25 protein-coding genes are annotated in these 24,705 nt (G+C 62.6%); 14 read left to right on the top strand and 11 right to left on the bottom strand.

The annotated features are described in order from the left end of the window. Positions 1–12: 12 nt before the first annotated feature. From purF to folC, 4 genes are all read right to left on the bottom strand, one after another. Positions 13–1,518, bottom strand: a complete 1,506-nt coding sequence (gene purF / locus HNP33_RS13590; RefSeq protein ID WP_184709352.1) for an amidophosphoribosyltransferase — start codon at positions 1,516–1,518, stop codon at positions 13–15. 19 nt (positions 1,519–1,537) lie between these two features. Beyond that, complete coding sequence (locus HNP33_RS13585) at positions 1,538–2,077, bottom strand: CvpA family protein (RefSeq protein WP_184709354.1); 540 nt, start codon at positions 2,075–2,077, stop codon at positions 1,538–1,540. A gap of 89 nt (positions 2,078–2,166) precedes the next feature. Next, entirely contained in the window at positions 2,167–3,192 is a 1,026-nt protein-coding gene (locus HNP33_RS13580) for an SPOR domain-containing protein (RefSeq protein WP_184709356.1), read from the bottom strand. A gap of 47 nt (positions 3,193–3,239) precedes the next feature. After that, the gene (gene folC, locus HNP33_RS13575; RefSeq protein WP_184709358.1) at positions 3,240–4,559 is read right to left on the bottom strand and encodes a bifunctional tetrahydrofolate synthase/dihydrofolate synthase; all 1,320 of its coding nucleotides are present in this window, start codon (positions 4,557–4,559) and stop codon (positions 3,240–3,242) included. A 46-nt stretch (positions 4,560–4,605) separates the two neighbouring features. Here folC and HNP33_RS13570 point away from each other — a divergent pair, with 46 nt between their 5' ends. The 10 genes from HNP33_RS13570 (at position 4,606) to HNP33_RS13525 (ending at position 13,953) form a co-directional block, all read left to right on the top strand. Continuing rightward, positions 4,606–4,968 carry an ArsC family reductase gene (locus HNP33_RS13570; protein WP_184709360.1) on the top strand — a complete coding sequence of 121 codons (363 nt, stop codon included), beginning with the start codon at positions 4,606–4,608 and terminating at the stop codon, positions 4,966–4,968. A 330-nt stretch (positions 4,969–5,298) separates the two neighbouring features. Further along, positions 5,299–6,123, top strand: a complete 825-nt coding sequence (locus HNP33_RS13565; RefSeq protein ID WP_184709362.1) for a glycine zipper 2TM domain-containing protein — start codon at positions 5,299–5,301, stop codon at positions 6,121–6,123. A 223-nt stretch (positions 6,124–6,346) separates the two neighbouring features. After that, positions 6,347–6,664, top strand: coding sequence for a pyrimidine/purine nucleoside phosphorylase (locus HNP33_RS13560; protein ID WP_184709363.1), 318 nt, complete (start codon positions 6,347–6,349; stop codon positions 6,662–6,664). An 85-nt stretch (positions 6,665–6,749) separates the two neighbouring features. Next, positions 6,750–8,087 (top strand): argininosuccinate synthase, encoded by a 1,338-nt coding sequence (argG, locus tag HNP33_RS13555; protein WP_184709365.1) that lies wholly within the window; start codon positions 6,750–6,752, stop codon positions 8,085–8,087. A gap of 384 nt (positions 8,088–8,471) precedes the next feature. Further along, the gene (locus HNP33_RS13550; protein WP_184709367.1) at positions 8,472–9,002 is read left to right on the top strand and encodes a hypothetical protein; all 531 of its coding nucleotides are present in this window, start codon (positions 8,472–8,474) and stop codon (positions 9,000–9,002) included. Positions 9,003–9,385: 383 nt separating this feature from the next. Further along, positions 9,386–10,147: a transporter substrate-binding domain-containing protein gene (locus HNP33_RS13545; protein ID WP_184709369.1), complete on the top strand. Its 762-nt coding sequence runs from the start codon at positions 9,386–9,388 to the stop codon at positions 10,145–10,147. Positions 10,148–10,321: 174 nt separating this feature from the next. Beyond that, on the top strand, positions 10,322–11,008 hold the full coding sequence (locus HNP33_RS13540; protein WP_184709371.1) for an ABC transporter permease: 687 nt from the start codon (positions 10,322–10,324) through the stop codon (positions 11,006–11,008). Next, positions 11,005–11,718: an ABC transporter permease gene (locus HNP33_RS13535; protein WP_184709373.1), complete on the top strand. Its 714-nt coding sequence runs from the start codon at positions 11,005–11,007 to the stop codon at positions 11,716–11,718. Before HNP33_RS13540 ends, HNP33_RS13535 begins: the two co-directional genes overlap by 4 nt. A gap of 38 nt (positions 11,719–11,756) precedes the next feature. Then, positions 11,757–12,533 (top strand): ABC transporter ATP-binding protein, encoded by a 777-nt coding sequence (locus HNP33_RS13530; protein WP_184709375.1) that lies wholly within the window; start codon positions 11,757–11,759, stop codon positions 12,531–12,533. 193 nt (positions 12,534–12,726) lie between these two features. Continuing rightward, on the top strand, positions 12,727–13,953 hold the full coding sequence (locus HNP33_RS13525) for a YbfB/YjiJ family MFS transporter (protein ID WP_184709377.1): 1,227 nt from the start codon (positions 12,727–12,729) through the stop codon (positions 13,951–13,953). Positions 13,954–14,047: 94 nt separating this feature from the next. Here the strand turns inward: HNP33_RS13525 and HNP33_RS13520 are convergent, their stop codons facing one another. Further along, positions 14,048–14,281, bottom strand: coding sequence for a hypothetical protein (locus HNP33_RS13520; protein ID WP_184709379.1), 234 nt, complete (start codon positions 14,279–14,281; stop codon positions 14,048–14,050). A gap of 84 nt (positions 14,282–14,365) precedes the next feature. Between HNP33_RS13520 and HNP33_RS13515 the strand changes: the two genes are divergently transcribed. Continuing rightward, positions 14,366–15,256: a LysR family transcriptional regulator gene (locus tag HNP33_RS13515; RefSeq protein WP_184709381.1), complete on the top strand. Its 891-nt coding sequence runs from the start codon at positions 14,366–14,368 to the stop codon at positions 15,254–15,256. Positions 15,257–15,327: 71 nt separating this feature from the next. Further along, positions 15,328–16,251, top strand: a complete 924-nt coding sequence (locus HNP33_RS13510) for a DMT family transporter (RefSeq protein WP_184709383.1) — start codon at positions 15,328–15,330, stop codon at positions 16,249–16,251. A 214-nt stretch (positions 16,252–16,465) separates the two neighbouring features. On the opposite strand, the gene HNP33_RS13505 is transcribed toward HNP33_RS13510, so the two are convergent. From HNP33_RS13505 to murB, 3 genes are all read right to left on the bottom strand, one after another. Continuing rightward, positions 16,466–18,007 (bottom strand): acetolactate synthase large subunit, encoded by a 1,542-nt coding sequence (locus HNP33_RS13505; RefSeq protein WP_184709385.1) that lies wholly within the window; start codon positions 18,005–18,007, stop codon positions 16,466–16,468. Positions 18,008–18,174: 167 nt separating this feature from the next. Further along, the gene (locus tag HNP33_RS13500) at positions 18,175–18,468 is read right to left on the bottom strand and encodes a hypothetical protein (RefSeq protein WP_184709387.1); all 294 of its coding nucleotides are present in this window, start codon (positions 18,466–18,468) and stop codon (positions 18,175–18,177) included. Between the two features lie 20 nt (positions 18,469–18,488). Next, on the bottom strand, positions 18,489–19,589 hold the full coding sequence (gene murB, locus HNP33_RS13495) for a UDP-N-acetylmuramate dehydrogenase (RefSeq protein ID WP_184709389.1): 1,101 nt from the start codon (positions 19,587–19,589) through the stop codon (positions 18,489–18,491). 66 nt (positions 19,590–19,655) lie between these two features. Between murB and HNP33_RS13490 the strand changes: the two genes are divergently transcribed. Then, positions 19,656–20,141, top strand: coding sequence for a YajQ family cyclic di-GMP-binding protein (locus tag HNP33_RS13490; protein WP_184709391.1), 486 nt, complete (start codon positions 19,656–19,658; stop codon positions 20,139–20,141). Between the two features lie 125 nt (positions 20,142–20,266). Next, on the top strand, positions 20,267–20,965 hold the full coding sequence (locus tag HNP33_RS13485; protein WP_233464524.1) for a retropepsin-like aspartic protease family protein: 699 nt from the start codon (positions 20,267–20,269) through the stop codon (positions 20,963–20,965). A gap of 62 nt (positions 20,966–21,027) precedes the next feature. Here HNP33_RS13485 and HNP33_RS13480 read toward each other — a convergent pair whose 3' ends face one another. The 3 genes from HNP33_RS13480 to HNP33_RS13470 are packed head-to-tail and all read right to left on the bottom strand — an operon-like array spanning position 21,028 to position 24,703. After that, on the bottom strand, positions 21,028–22,227 hold the full coding sequence (locus HNP33_RS13480; RefSeq protein ID WP_184709393.1) for an MFS transporter: 1,200 nt from the start codon (positions 22,225–22,227) through the stop codon (positions 21,028–21,030). Beyond that, complete coding sequence (locus HNP33_RS13475; RefSeq protein ID WP_184709395.1) at positions 22,227–23,381, bottom strand: siderophore-interacting protein; 1,155 nt, start codon at positions 23,379–23,381, stop codon at positions 22,227–22,229. The genes HNP33_RS13480 and HNP33_RS13475 overlap by 1 nt, the downstream gene beginning before the upstream one ends. After that, complete coding sequence (locus HNP33_RS13470) at positions 23,378–24,703, bottom strand: MFS transporter (RefSeq protein WP_184709397.1); 1,326 nt, start codon at positions 24,701–24,703, stop codon at positions 23,378–23,380. Before HNP33_RS13470 ends, HNP33_RS13475 begins: the two co-directional genes overlap by 4 nt. Positions 24,704–24,705 lie beyond the last annotated feature (2 nt).

The following is a 24,705-nucleotide window of genomic DNA, read 5'->3' as shown; positions in this document are numbered from 1 at the left end:
AGACGGCCGTGATCAAGCTACATCAGCGGCATTGCGCAGCGACAGGCGCGAGGTATCTACCTCGTCTTCTTCCGTGGCAACGCGGCCTTCATTGACGCGCGAGATTCCTTCAGCGGTGATGCCGGTGACGTAGACGCCATCAAAGCAGGATGCCTCAAAACCATGCACGTCGGTATTGAGCTTGCCCACGGCCTTCTTCATCCCATCCACATCCTGGTAGATCAATGCATCGCAGCCAATGTACTGGCGAATCTCTTCCAGGCTGCGGTCGTGCGCCACCAGTTCCTTGGCGGTGGGCATGTCAATGCCGTAGACATTGGGGAAACGCACTGGCGGCGCGGCACTGGCCAGGTACACCTTGTTGGCACCTGCATCGCGCGCCATCTGCACGATCTCTTTGGATGTGGTGCCGCGGACGATGGAGTCATCCACCAGCAGCACATTGCGGCCCTTGAACTCGCTGCTGATGGCATTGAGCTTCTGGCGCACCGATTTCTTGCGCGTGCCCTGGCCCGGCATGATGAAGGTGCGGCCCACATAGCGGTTCTTGACGAAGCCTTCGCGGTACGGTTTGCCCAGCAATTGCGCCAGTTGCATGGCACTGGGGCGGCTCGATTCAGGGATGGGAATCACAGCATCGATCTCATTGGGCGGCACCATGGAGACCACGCGCTTGGCCAGGGTCTCGCCCAGGTTCAGACGGGCCTGGTAGACCGACATGCCGTCGAGCACGGAATCAGGACGTGCAAGGTAGACAAATTCAAAGATGCATGGATGCAGAGTGGCATTGTCGGCACATTGCTCGAAAGTGATGGTGCCGTCATCGTCGATGAACACAGCTTCGCCGGGCGCAATGTCCCGGTCGAGCTGCTGCATGGTGCCTTCCAGCGCCACCGATTCGCTCGCCACCATGACCGTGCCGTCCGCCCCTCTGCCAATGCACAGCGGGCGGATGCCATTGGGGTCGCGGAAAGCCACAACGCCGTGGCCGGCAATCAGCGCGATCACCGCATACGAGCCCTTGATGCGCTTGTGCACTGCTCGAACGGCGTTGAACACGTCGGTCTTTTGCAGCGGAACACCGCGCGTGGCACGCTCAAGCTCATGGGCAAACACGTTGAGCAGCACTTCCGAGTCGCTATCGGTATTGGTGTGGCGATGATCGGCCGAGAACAGCTCCTTGCGCAGCTCGACCGCGTTGGTCAGGTTGCCGTTGTGTACCAGCACGATGCCAAATGGTGCGTTGACGTAGAAAGGCTGCGCCTCTTCTTCGCTGAACGCATTGCCAGCCGTGGGGTAACGCACCTGGCCCAGTCCCACATTGCCCGGCAAGGCGCGCATGTTACGTGTGCGGAACACATCCTTGACCATGCCCTTGGCCTTGTGCATGAAGAACTTGCGTCCCTGTTGCGTTGCGATGCCGGCTGCATCCTGTCCACGGTGTTGCAACAGCAACAGCGCGTCATAGATCAATTGATTGACCGGCGTGCTACTGACGACTCCGACGATTCCACACATATTGAGCGTTCCAAATACGTTAACGCGGCTCTGCCGCGATGCGCGAACCAGCCTCGGTGAGCTGGTCCACCAGCGAAGACCAATGTCTTCCCATTTCCTGCGGCATCCATGGCCGCAATACCGACACTGCAGACACCAGATACGGCGCCAATACGGAAGTGTTCCAGATTTGCGATTCCCGCATCGGTGTCAGCAGAAAAACCAGAGCGATCAATACAAGTAGTAACACCCCTCGCACAGCACCGATCAAGGCGCCCAGAGCGCGGTCAAAGGGGCGCAGGCCTACCATGGTAACCAGCTTGCCAATGAGCCAGATCACCACACCCAATGCAAACAAGGCGGCGATGAAGGCAATTACAAAGCCAGCCCCGGTACGCAAGCCCTCGTCCATATCCTGCATGGGCAGCCATGCACCGACCGCCCCTCCCCACAGCCGCGCGGCAAAGAATGCCAGCACCCAGCTGGCCAGGGACAGCACCTCGAACACCAGGCCACGCCAGGCGCCAATCAGCACCGAGCCCAGCAACACCACCAGCAGTACCCAATCAAGCGCTGCCACAAACAGCCTCAGGCAAGCGGGTCTGCGCACCAAGCGCATGGCCAGCAGATGGGGTCATGACACTGCATCACAAGCACCGACGCCCACGCCTACATGGGCACCAGCGCAGCGGGCAGGCCCTGGGCCTTGACCTTGGCTGCGGCGCGTTCAGCCTCTTCCTTGCTGTTGAAGGGCCCCACACGCACACGGATGCGGTTGCCCGCCGAGGTCTTGACATTCTGCGTGAAGGCAGAAACCCCCGCCATCTGCAGCTTGGCGCGTACTTCGGAAGCCTTTTCCGCTTCGGCAAACGCGCCTACCTGAATGATGTAACGCGACGACGCGGCAGCCGCTTCGGGCTTGGCGGCGGACGCCGCAGCAGCGTTGCTGCGGCCTTCCATCATGGCGCGGACGCGGTCTGCCTCGTCGTCCCGCTTGGGCTTAGCCTGCTCTTTGGGCTTTTCTTCCTTCTTGGGCTCTTCCTTGGGCTTGGCCTCAGGCTTTGCTTCTGGCTTGGACTGGGGTTTGGCCTCGGGCTTGGACTCCGGTTTGGGATCTGGTTTGGCCTCTGGCTTGGGCGTTGGCCTGGGCTCTTCCTTGGGCTTGGTTTCAGGCTTGTGCTCTGGTTTGGCCTCGGGCTTGGTCTCTGGTTTGTTGACTGCGGGCTTGGTCTCTGGTTTGTTGACTGCGGGCTTGTCTACAGGCTTTGCCGAAGCGGCCGCTGCGGCAGCCGCGCTTGCTGCTGCCGCAGCGGTTGCTGCATTCTGTGCGGCGCCCGATGCCTGGCGGCCCGCGCTGCTGCCGGAGACAATTTCTTCACCGGCCACCAACCCATTGTCGGCACGGGCTGGCCCCACCGAGGCGGCGGGGGGCACGCTCAGCGCAGCCACCCTTTCGCGGTCCGGAATCTCGATGGAAGCATTCACCGGCAGCGGGCGCGGCTGGGTATCGAACAGCATCGGAAAGCCGATGATGGCCAGCAGCACCAGCACGGTCGCGCCGATCAGGCGGTGGCGCGCGCGCCGCCGCATGGCATCGGCGCTTTCGGCAGGGTTGCTGCGTGGCGCACGTATCACACGCTGGTTTTCAGCGTCCTGCTGTTTTTTGCCGGGCCATCGAAGATTGAAAATTGCCATGGACGATTTGGAGTTGAGCGTCGGGCGGTACCACCGTCAGGCGGCACTCAGTTCAGGTGCTTGGCATCCAGCCGGGGAACACCATCCTTCAACACCCCACCCACCGTATAGAACGAGCCGAAAACCACAATTCTATCAGCGGGTTCTGCAGCTTCGATAGCAGCCTGCAAAGCTGCCATGGGGTCTGGATGGCAGCTGGTTGTTACATCGTGGCGTTTGTCCGACAGCATCTGCACGGCATTCCATTTGGACTGCAGATCAGCTGCCTTCTCGGCGCGCGGCGTGGGCAGATCGGTGAAGTACCAGCGGTCGACCAGCGGCCCGATCTTGCGCAGCATGGGCGTCAGGTCCTTGTCGTGCATGGCGCCGAAAATGGCATGCGTGACCGGGAAATAACCCATGGCATCCAGATTGGCGGTGAGCGCTGCAATGGCGTGCGGGTTGTGCCCCACGTCCAGCACCAGCGTGGGCTGACCCGGCACGATCTGAAAGCGCCCCGGCAGCTCGACCATCGCCAGGCCATTGCGCACCGCCTGGGCCGTGACCGGCAATTTGTTACGCAATGCTTCATAAGCTGCCAGCACACCCGATGCGTTGACCAGCTGGTTGGCGCCGCGAAGCGCTGGGTAGGCCATGCCCGAATAGCGGCGACCCCGTCCGGCCCAGCTCCACTGCTGCTTGTCGCCTTCATAGTTGAAATCGCGGCCAAAGCGCCACAAATCGGCGCCAATCTCCTCGGCATGGTCGATCACGCTTTGCGGCGGCATGGGATCGCTCACCACAGCAGGCTTGCCGGGGCGCATGATGCCGGCCTTCTCCCGGCCAATCGATTCGCGGTCTGGCCCCAGCAGATCCATATGATCCAGATCGACGCTGGTGATGATGGCGCAGTCGGTGTCGATGATGTTGGTGGCATCGAGCCGCCCCCCAAGACCCACTTCCAGAATGGCGACATCCAACTTGGCCAGGCTCAAAAGGCGCAGGATTGCCAGCGTCGTGAACTCGAAATAGGTCAACGAGATTTCTGGCGATTGCAGCCGCGCAGCTTCTACTGCCTCAAAGTGCGGCATCAAATCTGCGGCAGACACGATCTCGCCCCGCACGCGGCAGCGCTCTTCAAAATGCACAAGGTGCGGCGAGGTGAACACACCCGGGCGATAGCCCGACTCCAGGGCAATTGCCTCTGCCATGGCGCAGGTCGAGCCCTTGCCGTTGGTGCCCGCCACGGTAATCACGGGGCAGTCAAAGCGCAGCGCCAGCCGCTCTGCCACGGCCTTGACGCGCGTCAGGCCCATATCGATGGTGGAGGGGTGAATCTGCTCGCAGTGGGCCAGCCACTGATCCAGGGTGTCGAATCGGGTTTGCATGGGGTCAGATTGTCGCGTAATTGGTGCTGTGTCATCATTTACGCCCATGAGTAACCACACCATCACCGTCTACGGCATCCCCAATTGCAGCACCGTCAAAAAAGCCCGCACCTGGCTGGACGAGCAAGGCATTGCCTACCAGTTTCATGATTTCAAAAAGGCCGGCGCGCCCGACAGCCATCTGCCCACCTGGATCGCCCAGGCCACCTGGGAAAAGCTCGTCAACCGCCAGGGCACCACCTGGCGCAAGCTCGATGCGGCTGTTCAGCAGGGCGTCACCGATGCCGCAAGCGCCACGCAGCTGATGCAGAGCAACCCCAGCGTGATCAAGCGCCCGGTCGTCGAGTGGGCAGACGGCTCGGTCACCGTCGGATTTGACGAGGCCGCCTGGAGTAAAAAGGCCTCATAAAACAAGGCTGTCAGGCACCTGATGGGATGGGGCCTTCAAAGCGTGCAAGGCAACAGGTATTTACCATCAAGATCAAAGTGCTTGCGCCCTCTTGCCCCGCGCAGGCGGTCCTGTACGCCCTTTTGCCGCAATGATTGATAGCGCTTTTACCTGGGTTTTACCTGCACGCGAACCGCGGGAAACGTAGCCGCCGTAGCATACCCATCCATAGGGCTTGCAACACTGCGTACCAAGTCCCGGAAAAGGCTTGTAAAGCTTGTCGTCGTGGCACCTTGGTGAGGCGTTAATGGCGCAAGCTCGCACAAGTTCGCAACCTTTTTGGAGGCGTGTATGCCACGATTCCTGTCCAACCGATTGATTCCTCCGCTCTCTGCCTTGGCACTTGCAACGGCATGTGCAGGTGCCTGGGCGCAAAACCCAAGCTCCGGCGCATATGACCGGTATGACGGCTACCAGTCACAGTCCTACCCCCAGCCTGACCCGTTTCTCGACCAGCCCGCGTCAAACGCCCAGCCCCCACTGCCCGCTGGTGAGCAGCCCTACGGCAAGGTCATTTCCGTGCGGCCCAACTACCGCCAGGTGAGCATTCCGCAACAGGTGTGCAATGACCAGCAGGTCTATGCCGGCCAACGCAATTCGGGTGTAGGCGCCATTGCCGGTGCAGTGATTGGTGGCGTGCTGGGCAATGGCGTGGGCCACGGTTTTGGCCGGGCTGCAGCTACCGGCGTAGGCGTGGTTGCAGGTTCAGCCATCGGCAACCAACTCGAAGGCGGCTATCCCAGCTACCAGACGGTGCGCCAGTGCGGCACGCAGTATGTGGCGCAGGACCAGCCCGACGGCTACACCGTCGATTACGAATACGCAGGCCGCCGCTACAGCACGCGCACCGATACGCAGCCGGGTGAATGGATCCCCCTGTCGATTCAGCCAGCCGCCACTTACGACAACTACGCCCCCCAGCCTTATGCCAATACCGGGCCCAGTCGGGCGATGCCCGAGCCTGGCGTGGTGGTCGGCTCCGGCGTGATGCCCGCACCCGCTCCTGTCTACATGGCTCCCGCCCCGGCCTACTACGCGGCCCCCGTGGCAGTGCAACCGGTGATCCAACTGGGTATCGGAGGTTATTGGGGTGGCGGGCACCGCCATTGGCGCTGAAGCCCGAATCTGCTACAGAACGGGTTCACGGCCCCGACCAGCAACTGCGCTACACACCCCTCCGTGTGTCAGCGCAGTTTCTTTTGGCCTTGTATGGGCAGAAAAGCCTTAGCCTGCCCGTGTCTCCCGCGCAGCTGCGCCGACCCGGCCGCATGGCAAGAGCAGGCACGGGCCAGCCCTACTGCCCTACAATGGGAGTTTTCCTCCTTTTTGCGCAATCTCCATGACCACTGCAAGCATCGCTGGCGTCACGTTGACGACCAAGGCCAATGTTTATTTTGACGGCAAGTGCGTCAGCCACAGCTACCAGCTGGCCGACGGAACCAAGCAATCGGTGGGCGTGGTGCTGCCCGCCACCTTGACGTTTGGTACGGCTGCCGCCGAAATCATGGAATGCGTGGCGGGTTCGTGCGAATACAAGCTCGACGGCAGCAACGAGTGGAAGAAATCCGGCCCGGGCGAAAAATTCAGCGTGCCTGCCAACAGCAAGTTCGACATCCGCGTGACTGAGGCATACCACTACATCTGCCATTACGCCTGAGCCACAGCGCCGTCAACAGGTTTTTAAGCCGCCAGCGCAGGACTGCAACGCGCTGATAGCTATCGTTTTTATAGAGAACAGCACCATGGAAACCATCCTGCAACACGTCCCCGTCGGCCAGAAGGTCGGCATCGCATTCTCCGGCGGCCTCGATACCTCGGCCGCTCTGCGCTGGATGAAGAACAAAGGCGCACTGCCCTACGCCTATACCGCCAACCTGGGCCAGCCAGACGAAGAAGACTACGACGCCATTCCCCGCAAGGCGATGGAATACGGTGCAGAAAAGGCTCGCCTGATCGACTGCCGCTCGCAGTTGGCGAACGAAGGCATTGCAGCCATCCAGGCTGGCGCCTTCCATATCAGCACCGGCGGCATCACCTACTTCAACACCACGCCGCTGGGCCGCGCCGTGACCGGCACCATGCTGGTGGCCGCCATGAAGGAAGACGACGTCCACATCTGGGGCGACGGCTCCACCTTCAAGGGCAATGACATCGAGCGCTTCTACCGCTACGGTCTGCTCACCAACCCGCAGCTCAAGATCTACAAGCCCTGGCTGGATCAGCAGTTCATTGACGAGCTCGGCGGCCGCACCGAGATGTCGGAATTCCTGATCAAGGAAGGCTTTGGCTACAAGATGTCGGTCGAAAAGGCCTACTCCACCGACAGCAACATGCTGGGTGCTACGCACGAAGCCAAGGATCTGGAGCAGCTCGCCAGCGGCATCCGCATCGTCAACCCCATCATGGGCGTGGCATTCTGGAAGCCCGAAGTCGAAGTCAAGGCCGAAGAAGTGTCGGTCACCTTTGAAGAAGGCCGCCCTGTCGCCCTGAACGGCAAGCGCATCGAAGACCCGGTAGAGCTGTTCCTGGAAGCCAACCGCATCGGCGGCCGCCACGGCCTGGGCATGAGCGACCAGATCGAAAACCGCATCATCGAAGCCAAGAGCCGCGGCATCTACGAAGCCCCCGGCATGGCCCTGCTGCACATTGCCTACGAACGCCTGGTCACCGGCATTCACAACGAAGACACCATCGAACAATACCGTGTGAACGGCCTCAAGCTGGGCCGCCTGCTGTACCAGGGCCGCTGGTTCGATCCACAGGCCATCATGCTGCGCGAAACCGCACAGCGCTGGGTGGCCCGCGCCATCACCGGCACCGTGACACTGGAGCTGCGCCGCGGCAACGACTACTCGCTGCTCAACACCGAGTCGCCCAACCTCACCTATGCGCCCGAGCGCCTGTCGATGGAAAAGGTGGAAGATGCGCCTTTCAGCCCGGCAGACCGCATCGGCCAGCTGACCATGCGCAATCTGGACCTGATGGACACCCGCGACAAGCTGGCCATCTACACCCAGACCGGCCTGCTGACTGCGGGCGGCGGCAATGCCCTGCCCCAATTGGGTGGCGACAAGAAGTAATCGGCAATCGCCGCCTTCCACCGCCCAAAGCCGCTGCAGCCGCAGCGGCTTTCTTTATTTCAGATCAAGCAATGATCAATCTAAGAACGTGTTTACGAGCACCTCGCGCCGCGACAGTGGGCTGGCGTGAAATCGGGCGATTTCTGCGCGCGGGCCCTTGCTTGCCCCCGGTGCAAGGTGGGTTCATGTCTTTGACGCAGCGCAACAGCTTCGGACTCACGAGGGACGCTTCACACAACATTTATCTTGTTTAAATTTGTAGGATAAAACCAATCTTTGGTATACGTGGCAAGCGCAAGCAGCTACAAAAAACGAAGTGTTACCCCTCGCTATGGACATAGCCACTAGAGTGGTGCCCTTACAAATACACCAAGGAAGAAAAGCATGATCCGCCAGCCCTCCCCCGCCAATCGCCAGATGTTGCTGTGCGCCGTCCTGACCGCTGCAACGTGGACCGTCGCCTACGCGGCAGACGATACACCTGCCGCCACGCCATCCCCCGCGCCAGAGGCAGCAGCGCCATCGGCGGGCGCATCGGCAGCTGCCGATACGCGGCAGCCCGCAGCGCCTGCCCTACCCGCCCCCAATCCGGCAGCAGAAAAGGCGCTGGCCCAGCGCTTTCAATCAATGTACGCCGCATTCGAAGGCAAGGCAGCCGTGCCGGATGCGAAAAACTTCACCGAAGACTTCAACAAGGAAGTGAACACCGACCAGATCAAGCAGGTACTGCAGCAGTTGCACCAGAGCGTGGGCGCCTGCCGCATTGCAGGCCAGGTGCGCAGCCCCATCTCCTACGCCGGCAGCTACCTGCTGCAGTGTGACAAGGCCTTTGTGCCGATGGAAATTGCGGTCGAAGAAAAAGCGCCTTACCGCATTCACAGCATGCTGATCCGCCCTGGCTACTGGAAGAAATAAGGCATTCGCATCGCAATGAATTCAAGGCACTGGATCGCAGCTTGCACCTACGAGCAAGCCAGGGCCCGTACGAGGAGAGCGTAAGCACGTTTGCAGCATGATTTGGTCATATCGCGCAGGCAATCTGACGTTATAACCAAATACCTATCGGTAATTTCCCCTGTGGTGCGTAAAAATCGACGCTTTCACGTTGATTTTCGCACCACTTGGCCATTTTGGCTGCCAATAATGCGTACACTCTCGCCGCTTTGCAGGCAAAAAGGAAGCGCCTGTCATCGCGCTGCCACAAGCAGCCGTTAAACCCATGCGCCCGATTGCAAAGCGCCTGCTGGTGCCGCTAGCATGCTAGCCACCTTATCAACCTTTAGGATCCGAGGATTCACATGCGCAAGACCTTGATCGCCCTGGCAGTGGCCGCCGTTGCAGCCCCCTCCTTTGCTGCCGACCTGAAAGTCGCGGTAGACCCAACCTACGAACCGTTCACCTACAAGACCCCCAAGGGTGAGGTGACCGGTTTTGATGTGGACATCGCCAAGGCGGTGTGCGAGCAGATCAAGCGCAAGTGCGTTTTTGTGGAACAGGTGTGGGACAGCATGATCCCCGGCCTGCAAGCCAAGAAGTACGACGTGATCGTGTCGTCGATGTCGATGACCGACGAGCGCCGCCGCGTAGTGGATTTCAGCGACCGCTACTACAAGACCCCGAGCGCCGTGGTGCTGAAGAAATCGGCTGAATACACTGGCCCCGCCTCCACCAAGGGCCTGAAGATCGGCGTGCTCAAGGGCTCCACGCAAGAGAAGTGGGCCATGGGCGAGCTCAAGCCCGCAGGCGCCACGGTCGTCCCCTATGAAGCCCAGGACCAGGTCTACCTGGACATCAAGTCCGGCCGCCTCGATGGCACCGTGGCCGATAAGGTCGAGGTCAACGGCGGTTTCCTGCGCAAGCCTGAAGGCGCCGACTATGGCTACAAGGGCCCTGACCAGTACGAAACCAAATACTATGGCGACGGCATCGGCATCGCTCTGCGCAAGGGCCAGGGCGATCTGAAAAAGCAGATCAACGAAGCGATCAAGACCATCCGCAGCAATGGCACCTACAACACCATTGCCAAGAAGTACTTCGACTTCGACCCATACGGCAACTGATCATCGCCAGGCCCTGCAGTGCTCTGTGCACTGCAGCGGCTCCTGTCAGGGGTAACACCATGCGGCGCGGCTTTTCCAGACCACTAAACTGGGACGCGCCGCTTTCCCTTTGACGACCCGGCACATGGCCCCGCCTGCGCGTTTGCGCAGCGCCCGTGCTGAAGGCTAGAAACTATGAGTGAATATTTCCAATCGATCCTGATGGGCTCGCTGCTCACAGTGGCCGTATCGCTGGCGTCGGTGTTCACCGCCACCATCCTGGGGCTGCTGGGCGCCAGTGCCAAGCTCTCGGGCAAGCGGCCCCTCGTGTGGCTGGCCACGCTCTATACGTCCATCGTGCGCGGCATCCCTGAGCTGGTGATGATGCTGCTGATCTTCTACGGCGGCGCCATCGGCCTCAACACCTTGCTGGAGAAGATGGGAAGCGACCAGAGCGTCGATCTGAACCCCTTCATCGCCGGCTCGCTGACCATCGGCTTCATCTACGGCGCCTACATGACCGAAACCTTCCGGGGTGCGATCCTGGCCATTCCCAAGGGCCAGATGGAAGCAGCCTGGGCCTTTGGCATGAGCCCGCTCAAGACCTTCGTCCGCATCACCCTGCCGCAGATGGTGCGCTACGCCCTGCCCGGCTTCACGAACAACTGGCTGGTGCTCATCAAGGCGACCGCGCTGGTCAGCCTGATCGGTCTGCAGGACATGACCTATCTCGCCAAGCAGGCCAGCGCCGCTGCGCGCCAGCCGTTCATCTTCTTCCTCTTTACCGCCGCTTTGTACCTGATCTACACCTCGGCCTCTCTGTGGGCGCTGCGCCGCCTCAATGCGCGCTACAGCCTCGGAACGGAAAAGGTGCAGTTATGAATTGGGAAGTCATCTTTCAGCCGGAGACCCTGGCCCTGTACGGCGAGGGCCTCATCACCACACTCAAGCTGCTGATTGCCAGCCTGGCGATCGGCGCTGTCCTTGCCCTGTTGGGCGCACTGGCCCTGGTGAGCCGCTCCTGGATACTGCGCAAAACCGTGGGTGCTTTCACCTACTTCATGCGCGGCACGCCGCTGCTCATTCAGGTGTACCTCATCTACTACGGTTTTTCGCAGCTTGAATGGGTACAGGCCCGCTGGGATGCGGTCTGGCCCTGGACCTACTTCAAGGAGCCGTTCTTCTGCGCGTTCCTCGCCTTCACACTCAACACCGCTGCCTACACGGCGGAAATGCTGGCCGGCTCCATCCGCGAGACCAGCAAGGGCGAAGTGGAAGCCGCCCGCGCCATGGGCATGAGCCGCTGGCAGCTGATGCGCCGCGTCGTCATGCCCAGCGCCATTCGCCGCACCCTGCCCGCCTACAGCAACGAAGTAGTGATGATGCTGCACTCGACGAGCCTCGCCTCGACCGTGCCTTCGCTGGTTGACCTGACCGGCGCCGCCAGCCGCGTGTACTCCGATTACTACCTGCCGTTTGAGGCCTATATTGCCGCTGCCGTGGTGTACCTGTGCATCACCTTCATCCTGATCGGCATCTTCCGCCTTGCGGAGCGCCATTTCCTCGGCTATCTGGCCCCGCGCAAGGCCTGAGCCGGGCTTGCAGAAGAAAATAGAATTCGAGCATTGATATGAACGCATCCAACTACAAACTGCAGGCGCTGGACATCCACAAAAGCTACGGCAGCAACGCCGTGCTCAAGGGCGTCTCGATCAACGCCTGCCCTGGCGACGTGATCAGCATCATCGGCAGCTCCGGCTCCGGCAAATCCACGTTTCTGCGCTGCATCAACCTGCTGGAGCACCCGCAGCAGGGCCGCATCATCGTCGCAGGCGAAGAGCTGAAACTGCAGCCCGCCCGCAACGGCGACCTGGACGCGGTGGACGCCAAGCAGTTGCAGCGCCTGCGCACCAAGCTCGCCATGGTGTTCCAGCACTTCAACCTGTGGGCGCACATGACGGTGCTGCAGAACATCATTGAAGTGCCTGTTCATGTGCTGGGCATCAGCAAGGACGAAGCCGTGGCGCGCGCCCGCAAATACCTACAGCTGGTGGGCCTTGAAGGCCGCGAAGACACCTACCCCGGCCACATGAGCGGTGGCCAGCAGCAGCGCGTGGCCATCGCCCGCGCCCTGGCGGTAGAGCCTGAGGTGATGCTGTTTGACGAACCCACCTCTGCACTCGACCCCGAGCTGGTCGGCGAAGTGCTGCGCGTGATGCAGGTGCTGGCCCAGGAAGGCCGCACCATGCTCGTCGTGACCCACGAAATGGGCTTTGCCCGCGAGGTGTCGAACCACGTCGTCTTTCTGCACAAAGGCGTGATCGAAGAGCAAGGCAACCCGCGCGAAGTGCTGGCCAACCCCAAGAGCGAGCGCCTGGCACGCTTTCTGTCGGGCAACCTCAAATAATGGCTCATAAGCTATATTTTTTATAGCTATTGGCGTTTGATGGTTGAGCGCCACACATCAAAAACACTCAAAAATGCCTCCAAGGCCAGGCCTGGAGGCATTTTTCATTCTTGTTATCACGCCCATGGGCGACACCAGCTACAGCGCGCTGCCGCAATACTGCGCTTACCGCTGTTGCCCCCGCCCTGCACCAATGACATCGCCTGCCCTTGCCACCGCCAACGCGCCCTACCGCCACCCGGTTGTTATCGCGCTCGCCCTGTCGCTGGGCGCGGCCATTGCACTGGGCATATCGCGCTTCTCGTACGGCCTGCTGCTGCCGCCCATGCGCGAAGACCTGGGCTGGTCATACTTTCTGGCCGGCGCCATGAACACCGGCAACGCCGTCGGCTATTTTGCCGGCGCGCTGATGACGCCGCTACTGATGCGGCGCATCGGCGCGTGGCGGGTGCTGATGGCAGGATCGCTCCTGGCAGCCATCTTCATGCTGGTATCAGGCTGGGCGACCGGAACTGCGGCGCTGATGCTGCAGCGCGTGCTGGCAGGTGCCGCCAGCGCCTGGGTGTTCATTGCAGGCGGGGTGCTTGCGGCGCGCCTGGGTTCGCTGTTTCCAAAGCGCGCGGGGTTTCTGATTGGCCTGTACTACGGCGGCACCGGCATCGGCATCGCACTGTCGGCGCTGCTGGTGCCCGCAACGCTTGAGGCGGCAGCAAGCCGCGCCGTGCCACACGCCTGGCAGTGGCCCTGGATCGGCCTGGGCCTCGCATGCATGCTGGCCGCCGCCGCAATGGCCGTGCCTGCGCGCCGCGTTGCAGAAGGCCTGCACACCGGCGTGCGAGGAACCAGCCAGGGCTTTGCGCTGCGCGATTTCGGCTTCGGGCTTTCGGGCTACTTCATGTTTGGTGCTGGCTACATCGGCTACATGACATTCATCGTCGCACTGCTGCGACAGCAAGGCATGTCCGGCCCCCAGATCACCGGGTTCTACACCGCATTGGGCCTGGCCGTGCTGGCCAGTTCGCGCATCTGGGCGCGCATGCTCGATTACTTCAAGGGAGGCGAGTCACTGGCCATTCTGAACCTGGTGCTTGCCGTGGTGACGGTGCTGCCCGCCCTCACCAGCGCGATGCCGGTGGTCTTTGCATCCGGCATGGTATTTGGCGCGGTGTTCCTCTCGGTCGTGGCATCCACCACCGCGCTGGTGCGCCACAACCTGCCGCAAGCGGCATGGCCTGCGGGTATCAGCGCCTTCACCACCATTTTTGCGCTGGGCCAGATCGTGGGGCCCTCGGTGGTTGGCTGGGTAGCCGATGGCGCTGGCGGACTGCAGCGCGGCTTGCTGGTATCGGCCGCATTCTTGCTGCTGGGCGCCGTGCTGGCCTGGCGGCAAAAGCCCCTCGCCAGCAAGACAAGCGACTGAACCTTGCGGAATTTTCTATACTTTTCATAGCATCTGGTGCTTGACAGTAAAGCGCGTTCCGCCATTTTTGGCATAAATCGAAGATCCTACTGGCTCAACCGCCACCGGGCGGCACGCGAAAGTTCTCCGTAATGCGCCGCTCGGCTCGCTCCAATGCCCGGGCCAGCCTGTGCAGCCAACCATCTGCAACCTGCGGCGGCAGGCCTCTGGGCACATCGTCTTGCACATCGCTTCCCAAATCATTCCGCAAATCGGCCTGATCAGAAGCACCGCCATCGCGCCGGCCCAGCCCGGCGTCTTTGTCTGAAAGAGGAGAAGAATGGTTCATGGTTGCCCGATGCTCGGGCCTGGGCTAACATCTGTAAAGTTGAATTAACTGACCAGTCAATTCATAAATTCTGATGCAACCTCTATGCGCAACCTCAACCTCGACCAACTGCAAACCCTGGTCGCCATTGCCGATCTGGGCACGTTTGCAGCGGCCTCGCAGGCCTTGCATCTGGCGCCGCCCACGGTCAGCCTGCACATCAAGGAGCTCGAAGCCCGGCTGGATGCCACGCTGGTCGTACGCGGCAGGCGCCAGGCAGCGCTCACCCCGGCAGGCCACGCCCTGGTAGATGGAGCCCGCAAGCTGCTGGCCGCCAGCGACGACCTCGTCGAGCTCGTGCAGCGCCGCGCCAGCGGGCGGGAAGGACTGGTGCGCGTCGGCGTGTCTGCCGGTGTCAGCACACGGCTGCTGCCGCTGGTGCTGCAGGCCTTGAGCGAGCGCAACCCCGGCGTCGAGGTACGGCTGGAGGCCGTCGGCTCTGCCCAATCGATGCAGCGCCTGCAACTGGGCTCGCTCGACATTGCCATCGTCGCCAGCCCACAGCCTGCAGTAGCCGACATCGTGCTCACCCCCTGGCGCGCCGACCCCATGGTGGCCCTGCTGCCCGCCGCGTGGGATGCCCCCGAGCAGGTCACGGCGCAATGGCTGTCAGAGCGGCGCTGGGCATCGTTTTCGGCCCCCACGCAAATGCACGGCCTGATTGCCTCGTGGTTTGGCCAGGCGGGCTACCGGCCCCGGCCTTTTCTGGCGCTCAGCTACCCCGGCGCCCTCAAAAGCCTGGCTGCGGCCTGCCAAAGTGCAGCCCTGCTGCCGCTGGAAGAGGTGGAAGACCAGCGAAACGCCCCGGATGTACAGATCCGCCATCTGCACCCGCCCCTGATCCGCCCCATGGCGGTGGCGCACCGGCAGTTGAGCACGCCCAACCCGGCTGTGGACGCCGTGCGGGCCGTGCTGGCGGAGTTTGGCCAGTTGTAGAAAACGGCAGCGACAGCTCCGTCGCCTACCTGCGCCGACAATGCCTGCTCCGCCCAAACAAGCCCCTCCCTATGGATACCCGCCAAGCCCTCGATACCCGCGCCATCGGCCTGATGCTCGTGCTGTGCCTCATCTGGAGCGGCCAGCAGATTGTGCTCAAGGCCACCGCGCACGATGCAGCCCCGATGATGCAGATCGGCCTGCGCTCGGGCATTGCCGCCATTCTGGTGTGGCTGTGGATGCGCTGGCGTGGCGAGCATATCCAATGGGGCGACGGCAGCTGGCGCCCGGGCCTGTGGGTAGGCGCCCTGTTTGCGCTGGAATTTGTGCTGGTGGGCGAAGGCCTGCGCCATACATCGGCGGCCCATATGGTGGTTCTGCTCTACACCGCCCCCATCTGGGCCGCGCTCGGCCTGCACATCAAACTGCCACAGGAAAGACTGGCACCGCTGCAGTGGCTAGGCATCGCGCTCGCCTTTACGGGTATCGCAGTCGCCTTCCTGTGGCGCAATGGCGCAGCCAACCCAGGCCAGGGCAGCAGCGCAGGCAACATGCTCTGGGGTGATCTGCTCGCCCTGCTTGCAGGCATGGCATGGGGCGCCACCACGGTCGCCATCCGCACCACGCGACTGTCTACCCTGCCCGCCGCGCAAACCTTGCTCTACCAACTGGTGGTGGGTTGTGTGGTGCTGGTCGCCGTTGCAATCGGCAGTGGGCAGGGCCACATCAACCCCACGCCAGCGTTCTGGGCCAGCATGGCCTTCAACGCCCTGCCCATGGCCTTTGCCAGCCTGCTGACCTGGTTCTGGCTGCTGCGCACCTACCTGGCATCGCAACTGGGCGTGCTCACCTTTCTGACCCCGATCTTTGGCGTCATCCTCGGCGCCTGGCTCCTGCACGAACCCATCGAGCCCGGCTTCGTCACCGGCGCACTGATCGCACTCGCCGGGGTGATGCTGGTGAGTGGGTACGGGTGGATTGCGGGGCGGCGGTAGCCAGCTGGTGTCAGCTAGCCCCGTGTCGCCATCTCTCGAATGCGTCGGCTACGCGAGTCTTATTCACTGCCCGACCCACACGCTGTACACCCACGCCCTGGTATTCCGTGTTCAGACCACGCCAAAGGAGTTTTGCAAAGGATTCCAAGGCGTATCGAATCTCCTGCCTCCTGCCATGCAATCTACCCGCCCGGAGCAAGCGCAAAGAGCAAGCCTACACCATCAGCTCTATAAGAAAGGGGCCAGGCTTTCCAAAACTGGCGCGCATCAAGTCGCCGCAGGCTTCCATGGTGGTGGCACTTGCGGCCTCCACGCCCATGCCGTTGGCCAGCGCCACCCAGTTGATGCCCGGGTTGCCCAGATCCAGCATGCCCATGGCCGTGGGGCCCGGGGTGGCGCCCACGTTTCTGTATTCACCAATCAGGATGTTGTACTTGCTGTTGTTGAGGAGGATGGTGGTGACCGGCAAGCCCTCCCGTGCCTGCGTCCACAGCGATTGCAGGCTGTACATGGCCGAGCCGTCTGCCTGCAGGTTGATGACGCGCCGCTCCTTGCGCGCCCCCAGCGCAGCGCCGGTGGCTACCGGCATGCCGTCACCAATGGCGCCGCCAGCCAGGTGCAGCCAGTCGTGCGCAGGCGCAGCAAAGGTCTGCGCATAAAAGCCACGGCCGTACGAGATGGATTCGTCCGACACAATGGCCCCCTCGGGCATCAGCGCCGCCACGGTTTGCGCCACACCTTCAGGTGTGGGTGCGCCACGGGCAGCCTCGGGGCGCTGACCGGCATCGGGAATCGCCACAGCAGGCGCGCCCAGCGCATCGGCCAGAGCCCGCAACGCCTCCGTGGCGCTTTGCTCCGGCCGCGCCAGCGTGTGCAATTGTGCCGTCGCCGGGTATTGGGTGGATGGCAGGCCCGGGTAGGCAAAAAAGCCCACTGGCGGCTTGGCACCCGCCAGAACGATGTGTTCGAACCGCGCCAGCGCCCCGATGGCTGCATCCATCCCGTAAGGCACGCGTTCGATCTGCAAACGCCCTCTTCCGCGCTGTACGTGGGCACAGACGTAATCGAGCATGACGGCGGCGCCCGTGGCACTGGCCACGCGCCAGGCCTGCTGCTGGCCTTCTTCAAAGGCGGCGTCCCCTGCCAGCAGCAGCAATACATTCTTGCTGCTGCGCAAGGCCCGGGCGGCACTTTCCACCGCGCGGGGGTCGAGCGGTGCGGGCTGCGGCACGGGCAGTGTGCTGGCAACTTCGCCGCCCTCGCCCCAACTGGTATCGGCAGGGAGGATGAGGCTGGCAATCTGGCCCGGAAATGTACAAGCCGCACGCACGGCCAGCGCCGCATCGCACCCCACTTCCGCGGGCGTGCTGGCCGTATGTACCCAGGCTGACACCGTACGCGCCAGCGCCTCGGTGTCGGCGGTCAATGGCGCGTCGAGCGGGCGGTGGTAGGTGGCCTGATCGCCCACGATATTGACGATGCCGCTGCGCGCGCGCCGCGCGTTGTGGAGGTTGGCCAGCCCATTGGCAAGGCCGGGCCCGCAATGTAGCAGGGTGCAGGCGGGTTTGCGCGCCATGCGGTAGTAGCCATCGGCCATGCCGGTGACGATGTTCTCCTGCAGGCCCAGCACACATTGCATGCCGGGCACCTGGTCCAGCGCGGCCACAAAATGCATCTCGCTCGTGCCCGGGTTGGCAAAACAGGTGTCGATACCTGCGGCCAACAAGGTCTTGACCAAACTTTTTGCGCCGTTCATGGGAAAACCGCTCCGTCTCTGTGATCGCTGTGCCGCCATTGTTGCGGAGGATACCGATCGCAGCAGTCACCCGGATGCCATGGATCACTATGAATACAGGAGCTACTGGCGCCCTGCCATTATCCGCCGAGCGTCTGTCTCATTTGGTAGCCTCGGGATATCAGCCGTCACCGCAACATCCATCTGCAAGCAAACGGCAGCACGGAGCCCAGCGTCATGAACAGCCATGGCGCCCACATGACAGGCCAATCTCTCACCAGCAGCCAATACGGTACGGCCAGCACCATGGCTATGCCTACGGGTACGGCCAACATGACCATGAGCCCTGCAGCCTGTACATAGCGCTTCCAGGTCAACTGCCTGTTGGCATATCTGCCATATGCCAGCAAGGCCAGACAAGCGACGACAAACGGCAACACATACAACCACGCAAATACCAGGAGGAATTCATTGCGGGTCATGCCTTGGTTCCGGGCAGGTCCTACCAGACGATGGGCTCTGGCTCCAGCCGGATGCCAAAGCGCTCGTACACGCTGGCCTGGATGGCACGCGCCAGGGTAACCACTTCGCCCCCTGTCACGCTGTTGTCGCCCTGCCCCAGATTGACCAGCACCAGCGCCTGCCGGTCGTACACGCCTGCTTTGCCAATGCTCTTGCCGCGCCAGCCGCAGGCATCGATCATCCAGCCCGCAGCGAGTTTGACGCTGCCGTCCAGCATCGGGTAGTGCACGATTTTGGGTTCGCGGGCGATGATGTCTTCGCACACCTCGCTGCTCACCTGGGGGTTCTTGAAAAAGCTGCCTGCATTGCCGATGGTTGCCGGATCGGGCAGCTTGGCGCGGCGAATCTCGACCACCCAGTTGAAAATATCCTGTGCCGTGGGGTTTTCAACACCCTTTTCTGCCTGCTTGCGCGTCAAGTCCAGGTAGCTCAGCTCGGGTTTCCAGTCCTTGGCAAGGCGCAGTCGTACGCGAGTGATCACCGCCCTGCCGGCGAGGCCCATGCCGCGCGGCGCCGTGGTACCGGTAGCGCGGGCAATCATGGTCAAGGGCATGGTTTCGGCAGGCGCGTGCTTGAAGACCGAGTCGCGGTAGCCAAAAGCACATTGGGCGGCATTCAGGCTGAAGCTCTCGCCGTTGGTCAGGTCCACGGCATCCAGCGAATCGAAGCGGTCCTGCAACTCGACGCCATAGGCACCAATATTCTGCACGGGCGCGGCACCTGCGGTGCCCGGGATCAGCGCCAGGTTCTCCAGCCCGGGGTAGCCTTGCTCCAGGCTCCAGGCCACCACGTCGTGCCAGACCTCGCCCGCCCCGACCTCGATGATGTAGTGCCTGTCCGTCTCGGCAACCAGGCGCTTGCCCATGATCTCCATCTTGAAGACGGTCGGCTCCACATCGCCGGTGATGACGATATTGCTCCCGCCCCCCAGCACCACCACCTGGCGGCTCGCGCCCAGAGGCGGGCCGGCCAGAAATTCACGGATATCCTGTTCGGACTGCACGCGCACCAGATTCATGGCGCGGGCCATGATGCCAAAGGTGTTGTACTGCTGCAGCGGGGCATTTTTCTCGACTAACATCGGTAGATTGTCGCACTTGTAGCGACCCACGCAGGCAAGCTTGCCTGATCTGCAAGGAGAGTATGTATGCCATCGTTTGACACGGTTTGCGAAGCCGACTTCGTCGAGGTGAAGAACGCTGTCGAGAATTCGGCCAAGGAAATCGGCACCCGTTTTGACTTCAAGGGCACGTCGGCTGCCATCGAACTCAAGGACAAGGAAATCACCCTGTTCGGCGACGCCGACTTCCAGCTCGTGCAGGTTGAAGATATCCTGCGTAACAAACTGACCAAACGCAATGTGGACGTGCGCTTCCTCGACAAGGGCAATGTCCAGAAGATCGGCGGCGACAAGGTCAAGCAGGTCATCAAGGTGCGCAACGGCATCGAGCAGGAGCTGGCCAAGAAGATCCAGAAGGCCATCAAGGACAGCAAGATGAAGGTGCAGGCGGCCATCCAGGGCGACGCGGTGCGCGTGACCGGCGCCAAGCGCGACGATCTGCAGGCTGCCATGGCACTTTTGAAGAAGGAAGTGACGGACGTACCACTGTCCTTCAACAACTTCCGTGACTGATCCACGGCGTTTTGCAAAGGGGACGGCAGGCAGCTTGCAAGGATGCTTGCCGTTTTTTGATGCTGATCACTATAATTTGAATAGCATAACGCGCCTTACTGGCATTCGGCAGTCCATCTTTCACCATGAACTTTTCGTACCGCTTTGCCTGCACCACCTTTTGCCGGGCGATGGTGACCCTGGCCTGTGCAGGCGCTGCGGTCGTGGCCAGCGCGCAGGATGCAGGCGAAGCCCCGAAATCCGTTGCGCTGACCGGCATTCTGGGCAACAAGGCCTTGCTGGTGGTGGATGGCGGCGCCCCCAAGGCGGTGGAGGCTGGCAGCAGCTACCAGAACGTGCAGGTTCTCAGCGTGAAGGATGGCGAAGCCCAGGTGCGCATTGGTGGCCAGCCCCTCACCCTGCGCCTGGGCGAATCGCCCGTCAGCGTGAGGGGGAGTGCCCTGCCTTCCAGCAACACGGGCCGTATCGTGCTGATGGCCAACCCACAGGGCCACTTTCTGACACCCGGCATGATCAATGGCAAAAGCACGCGCTTTCTCGTGGATACCGGAGCGACGACGGTGAGCATGGGAATGAGCGAGGCGCGCAAGCTGGGCATTGATTACAGCAAGGGCCGCGCGGTACGCATGGGCACGGCCAATGGCGTGGCACAAGGCTGGTACGTTCAACTGGCCAGCGTGCGCATCTCCGATGTGGAGTTGCGCAACGTAGACGCCGTGATTGGCGCGGGTGAGATGCCCTATGTGCTGCTGGGCAACAGCTTCCTCAATAGTTTTCACATGACGCGCATTGGGCCGCAACTGACGCTGGACCGCGCGAAATAGAGCTGTGCATTTGGCGGTGCTGCAACGCATGCTGGCGGCAGCCGTTGACTTTGAACAGGTTCTCAGGCCCTTTGCCGTTTGGCGATAAACCCCAACATCGCCACCGTCGCAAACACCGCACCGGCAATAAAGGTGCCCTCATGGCCCAGACGGTCCCACAGGGCGCCAGCAATCACACTGGCGAGCAAAAGCGCCACACCCGCCAGCAGGTGAAACACCCCAAAGGCGGTGCCACGCAGGTCTGCGGGCACGGTATCGGCCACCATGGCATTGAGCAAGCCTTGCGTGCATCCCATGTGCAGTCCCCACAGCGCAGCGCCCAGCGCCAGCCCCCACAGCCCGGGCAGCAGCGCGAGCGCCAGATCGGCCAGCACGAGCAGCACCATGCCCGCCGCCAGCACCAGGTGGCGTGGCAGGCGGTCTGACAGCACGCCTGCCGGGTAGGCTGAGAGCGAATAGGCTATGCCCATGACCACCAGCACCAGCGGCGCAAGCATTGCTGGCAGGCCCGCATCGACCGCACGCAGCACCAGAAAAGCCTCGCTGAAGCGCGCCAGCGTCATCACCACCCCAATGGCAACCACCCACCAGTAGCTGCGGCCCAGGCGCTGCATCTGCGCCCGGCTGAGCGGCATGCGCCGCGCCTGGGCGGGGGGCGCATGCGCGGGCTCCTTGACGAAAATCACCAAAATGGCAACCGCAATGAATGCAGGCAGCACCGCCAGCCAGAAGACCAACTGGTAGTTGTTGGCCGTCCACCACATCAGCAGCATCGCCAGCAGTGGGCCGGTAAAGGCGCCAATCGTATCGAGCGTCTGGCGCAGGCCGTAGGCGGCGCCTCGCAATTCGGCAGGCGTGACATCGGCCACCAGCGCATCGCGCGGCGCGCCCCGTATGCCCTTGCCGATGCGGTCGACAAAACGCGCCCCCACCAGCCACTCCAGGCCCGTTGCCAGCGGAAACACCGGTTTGGTGAGCGCCCCCAGGCCATAGCCGATTCCCGCCAGCAGCTTGCGCTTGCCAAACCGGTCGCTGATGGCGCCCGAAAACACCTTGGTAATGGATGCCGTCGCCTCGGCAATGCCCTCGATCAGCCCGACCTGCAGCGCCGTGGCGCCCAGCACGGTGGCCATGTACACGGGCAGCAGCGCATGGACGATTTCGGAGGAAATGTCCATGAACATCGACACAAAGCCCAGGGCCCATACGCTTTTGGGAATGGCACGCGGCCCCGAGGGTGCCGCAGAAATCTCTGTATTCATCAACGCCAATAGGTATGGATCATGCATCGTACGCGCGCCAGATGCGGCTGGCCCGCCACCCAGCTGCGCACCGCCTGCGTCAATGGCAGGCCGCCAGCCACCCACAGGACTGTATCTGTCCCACTCCAATCCTGCAACGCCAGCCAGCGCAGCACCTGGGCGATTCCCGCTGGCGATGCACCGGGCGCACCGTCATGGAGCCAGGCAGGATCGACACCTGCCACGGCATCCCAGGCCGCGCACTCCTGCGGGTTCGCCACCCACAGCAACAAGCCTGAAGGCGGCGTATCGGGCGCGGCCTGCACCAACCGTGCCGCCGCAGGCAGCGCGCAGGCATCGGCCACCAGCACACGCCGCGCAGCGCGCGGTGCCAGCCCCCCTGCAGGGCTCAGCACGCCCACAGTGCTGCCCGGTGCGGCCTGCAAGGCCCAGCCCGCGCCGGGCGATGCGCCCGCCTCCGCCCGCACATCCGATTGCCCATGCGATTGCCCATCCGGTTGTACGCCTGGTTTCGCATCCGGGTGCAGCAGCACATCCACATCCATCCACTGCTCTTCAAAATTGATAGCGCGAATCGTATAGGTGCGGCGCGGCATGGGCGGTTTTCCCACCGGCCACTGCAGGCGGCCATCCTGCTGCACCTCGGGCCAGGCAGGTGCCTCACCCGGGGTGGGCAGCAGCATGCGCACATGCAGGCCATCTGCAAAAGCGCGCACGCCGTCGCCTTGCAGACGCAGGCGACGCATCAGCGGAGTCAATTCCCGGTTGCTGCATACCTGCAACACCTGCAGCTGCCCAGGGCTGCGCGGAGCCTGCCCGCTCCACAGCACATCCCAGCTGCCATCGGGCCACGCCATTTCGTCGGCAAACTCAGCCAGATGCTCGGTCAGCGACAGCTGCATCAGCTCGCCCATGCGCGCAGAGGCAGGCACCAGCCTGCAATCGAGTTGCCGCGTGGCTGCCACGTTCAGCTCCACCACACCGACATCGGAGAGCGACAACCGCACTTGGCCTGGTGCTGGCTCCTCCACATCCACTCCCTCGTCGCGCCAGTGGCGCACCAGCCATTGCACGTACGCAGCTGCACGCGGCAGGGTGATGCGCGCCTCAAGCGCCTGCGGCTTTGCCACTGCATCTATCTCTGTTGCACTCATGTGTCCGCGCTCCCCACCACCATCGGTGCTTCTGCCTGCACATCTTCGGTTTGTGCCGTCTGACGCTGCAGCAGCCAGTAGGTAGCCAGCCAGCAACCCACGGCAATCACGCTGGCAGTGGCAAAGAGGCCGGTAAATTGAAACTGTTTGGCGATAAAACCGCCCGCCATGGAACTGAGCATGTAGCTGGTCAGCTCTGCGCAGGCCAGGATTGAAAAATCGGTGCCCGGCTGTCTTCTGCTTGCGGTGGACATGAACAGCGCATACAGCGCCACCATTTCCATATAGCGCTGCACGCTCAAGCCGACCGCCAGCACCGCGAGCGGCACCGCCCCGCCCAGCCACTGCATGGAATGCAGCAAAAACAATACAAATGCCAGCACACGCAAGGAGCTCAGGCCCAGCAGCACCTGCGCACGGCTGCGCCGCTGCAGCCAGCGTGCCGCGAGATAGCTGCCTGCCAGCCCGGCAATGGCCGCGCCGCTGCCGGCGATCAGCCCCACCTGGCTCAGGCTCAACCCGCTGTGCAGCAGGTAGCTGCTCTCCATCGAGCGCAGCATGCCCTCGCTCAGCCGGTACACCACGGCCAGCCCGAGCGCAGTCCATACGCCCGGCCTGGAAAAAAACTGGCGAATGCTGGCCCGGTGCGGCTGCACATCCTTGCCGCTGGCGAGCGCATTGGCGCCCGGCCCTGCCTCCTGCATCCACGGCAGGGCCAGCAGCGGAAGCAGGCACAGCAGCGCCATGAGGCCCATGGTGGGATACCAGCCCCAATGCTCCACCAGAAACATGGCCAGGCTCCCGCCCACCAGCACGCCACCCGCCACCGATGCGGCCTGGATGGCATTGCCGCGCCCCAGCTCATCGCTGCGCAACTGCTGCGTGGCATAGCCATCGGTGGCAATGTCCTGCGTGGCAATGCTGAGCGCCATGCACATGCCGATGCCGACAATCAGCCCGATGGGCGCCTGCGGCCCCGCCCAGGCCAGCGCCACAACGCTGACCACGGTAGCCACCTGGGTGCAGACGATCCAGCCCCGGCGGTGCCCCCAGCGCAGGGGGCGCAACCGGTCCACCCAAGGCGCCCAGATGAACTTGAGCACCAGTGGCAGCATCAAAATTGATAGCATACCGACCTGTTGCAATGGCATGCCCGCCGCACGCAGGGCCGCAGGCACGGTCATGATCATCAGGTACGAGGGTACGCCCTGCGCCACATACAGCGCCACCAGCACTGCCCAGAAGCGCCAAGGCCGCTTCGCGGACACCGCGGGCGCTGCAGGTGTCGTACGCAAGTCAGCCCCTTCCATCACTGCAGCCATGC

The sequence above is a fragment of the Comamonas odontotermitis genome (assembly GCF_014207855.1).
Taxonomy (GTDB): domain Bacteria; phylum Pseudomonadota; class Gammaproteobacteria; order Burkholderiales; family Burkholderiaceae_C; genus Comamonas; species Comamonas odontotermitis_A.
This window is presented reverse-complemented; position numbering and strand designations above follow the sequence as displayed.

What these genes read in the sequence shown, in the direction of transcription:
- argG (WP_184709365.1), top strand. Translation starts at nt 6,750, where the DNA reads ATGGAAACCATCCTGCAACACGTCCCCGTCGGCCAGAAGGTCGGCATC.
- HNP33_RS13560 (WP_184709363.1), top strand. Translation starts at nt 6,347, where the DNA reads ATGACCACTGCAAGCATCGCTGGCGTCACGTTGACGACCAAGGCCAAT.
- HNP33_RS13505 (WP_184709385.1), bottom strand. Translation starts at nt 18,007, where the DNA reads ATGAACGGCGCAAAAAGTTTGGTCAAGACCTTGTTGGCCGCAGGTATC.
- HNP33_RS13550 (WP_184709367.1), top strand. Translation starts at nt 8,472, where the DNA reads ATGATCCGCCAGCCCTCCCCCGCCAATCGCCAGATGTTGCTGTGCGCC.
- HNP33_RS13525 (WP_184709377.1), top strand. Translation starts at nt 12,727, where the DNA reads ATGACATCGCCTGCCCTTGCCACCGCCAACGCGCCCTACCGCCACCCG.
- HNP33_RS13565 (WP_184709362.1), top strand. Translation starts at nt 5,299, where the DNA reads ATGCCACGATTCCTGTCCAACCGATTGATTCCTCCGCTCTCTGCCTTG.
- HNP33_RS13490 (WP_184709391.1), top strand. Translation starts at nt 19,656, where the DNA reads ATGCCATCGTTTGACACGGTTTGCGAAGCCGACTTCGTCGAGGTGAAG.
- HNP33_RS13570 (WP_184709360.1), top strand. Translation starts at nt 4,606, where the DNA reads ATGAGTAACCACACCATCACCGTCTACGGCATCCCCAATTGCAGCACC.
- HNP33_RS13520 (WP_184709379.1), bottom strand. Translation starts at nt 14,281, where the DNA reads ATGAACCATTCTTCTCCTCTTTCAGACAAAGACGCCGGGCTGGGCCGG.
- HNP33_RS13475 (WP_184709395.1), bottom strand. Translation starts at nt 23,381, where the DNA reads ATGAGTGCAACAGAGATAGATGCAGTGGCAAAGCCGCAGGCGCTTGAG.
- purF (WP_184709352.1), bottom strand. Translation starts at nt 1,518, where the DNA reads ATGTGTGGAATCGTCGGAGTCGTCAGTAGCACGCCGGTCAATCAATTG.
- HNP33_RS13515 (WP_184709381.1), top strand. Translation starts at nt 14,366, where the DNA reads ATGCGCAACCTCAACCTCGACCAACTGCAAACCCTGGTCGCCATTGCC.
- HNP33_RS13500 (WP_184709387.1), bottom strand. Translation starts at nt 18,468, where the DNA reads ATGACCCGCAATGAATTCCTCCTGGTATTTGCGTGGTTGTATGTGTTG.
- HNP33_RS13580 (WP_184709356.1), bottom strand. Translation starts at nt 3,192, where the DNA reads ATGGCAATTTTCAATCTTCGATGGCCCGGCAAAAAACAGCAGGACGCT.
- HNP33_RS13540 (WP_184709371.1), top strand. Translation starts at nt 10,322, where the DNA reads ATGAGTGAATATTTCCAATCGATCCTGATGGGCTCGCTGCTCACAGTG.
- murB (WP_184709389.1), bottom strand. Translation starts at nt 19,589, where the DNA reads ATGTTAGTCGAGAAAAATGCCCCGCTGCAGCAGTACAACACCTTTGGC.
- HNP33_RS13480 (WP_184709393.1), bottom strand. Translation starts at nt 22,227, where the DNA reads ATGAATACAGAGATTTCTGCGGCACCCTCGGGGCCGCGTGCCATTCCC.
- HNP33_RS13470 (WP_184709397.1), bottom strand. Translation starts at nt 24,703, where the DNA reads ATGGCTGCAGTGATGGAAGGGGCTGACTTGCGTACGACACCTGCAGCG.
- HNP33_RS13530 (WP_184709375.1), top strand. Translation starts at nt 11,757, where the DNA reads ATGAACGCATCCAACTACAAACTGCAGGCGCTGGACATCCACAAAAGC.
- folC (WP_184709358.1), bottom strand. Translation starts at nt 4,559, where the DNA reads ATGCAAACCCGATTCGACACCCTGGATCAGTGGCTGGCCCACTGCGAG.
- HNP33_RS13510 (WP_184709383.1), top strand. Translation starts at nt 15,328, where the DNA reads ATGGATACCCGCCAAGCCCTCGATACCCGCGCCATCGGCCTGATGCTC.
- HNP33_RS13545 (WP_184709369.1), top strand. Translation starts at nt 9,386, where the DNA reads ATGCGCAAGACCTTGATCGCCCTGGCAGTGGCCGCCGTTGCAGCCCCC.
- HNP33_RS13535 (WP_184709373.1), top strand. Translation starts at nt 11,005, where the DNA reads ATGAATTGGGAAGTCATCTTTCAGCCGGAGACCCTGGCCCTGTACGGC.
- HNP33_RS13485 (WP_233464524.1), top strand. Translation starts at nt 20,267, where the DNA reads ATGAACTTTTCGTACCGCTTTGCCTGCACCACCTTTTGCCGGGCGATG.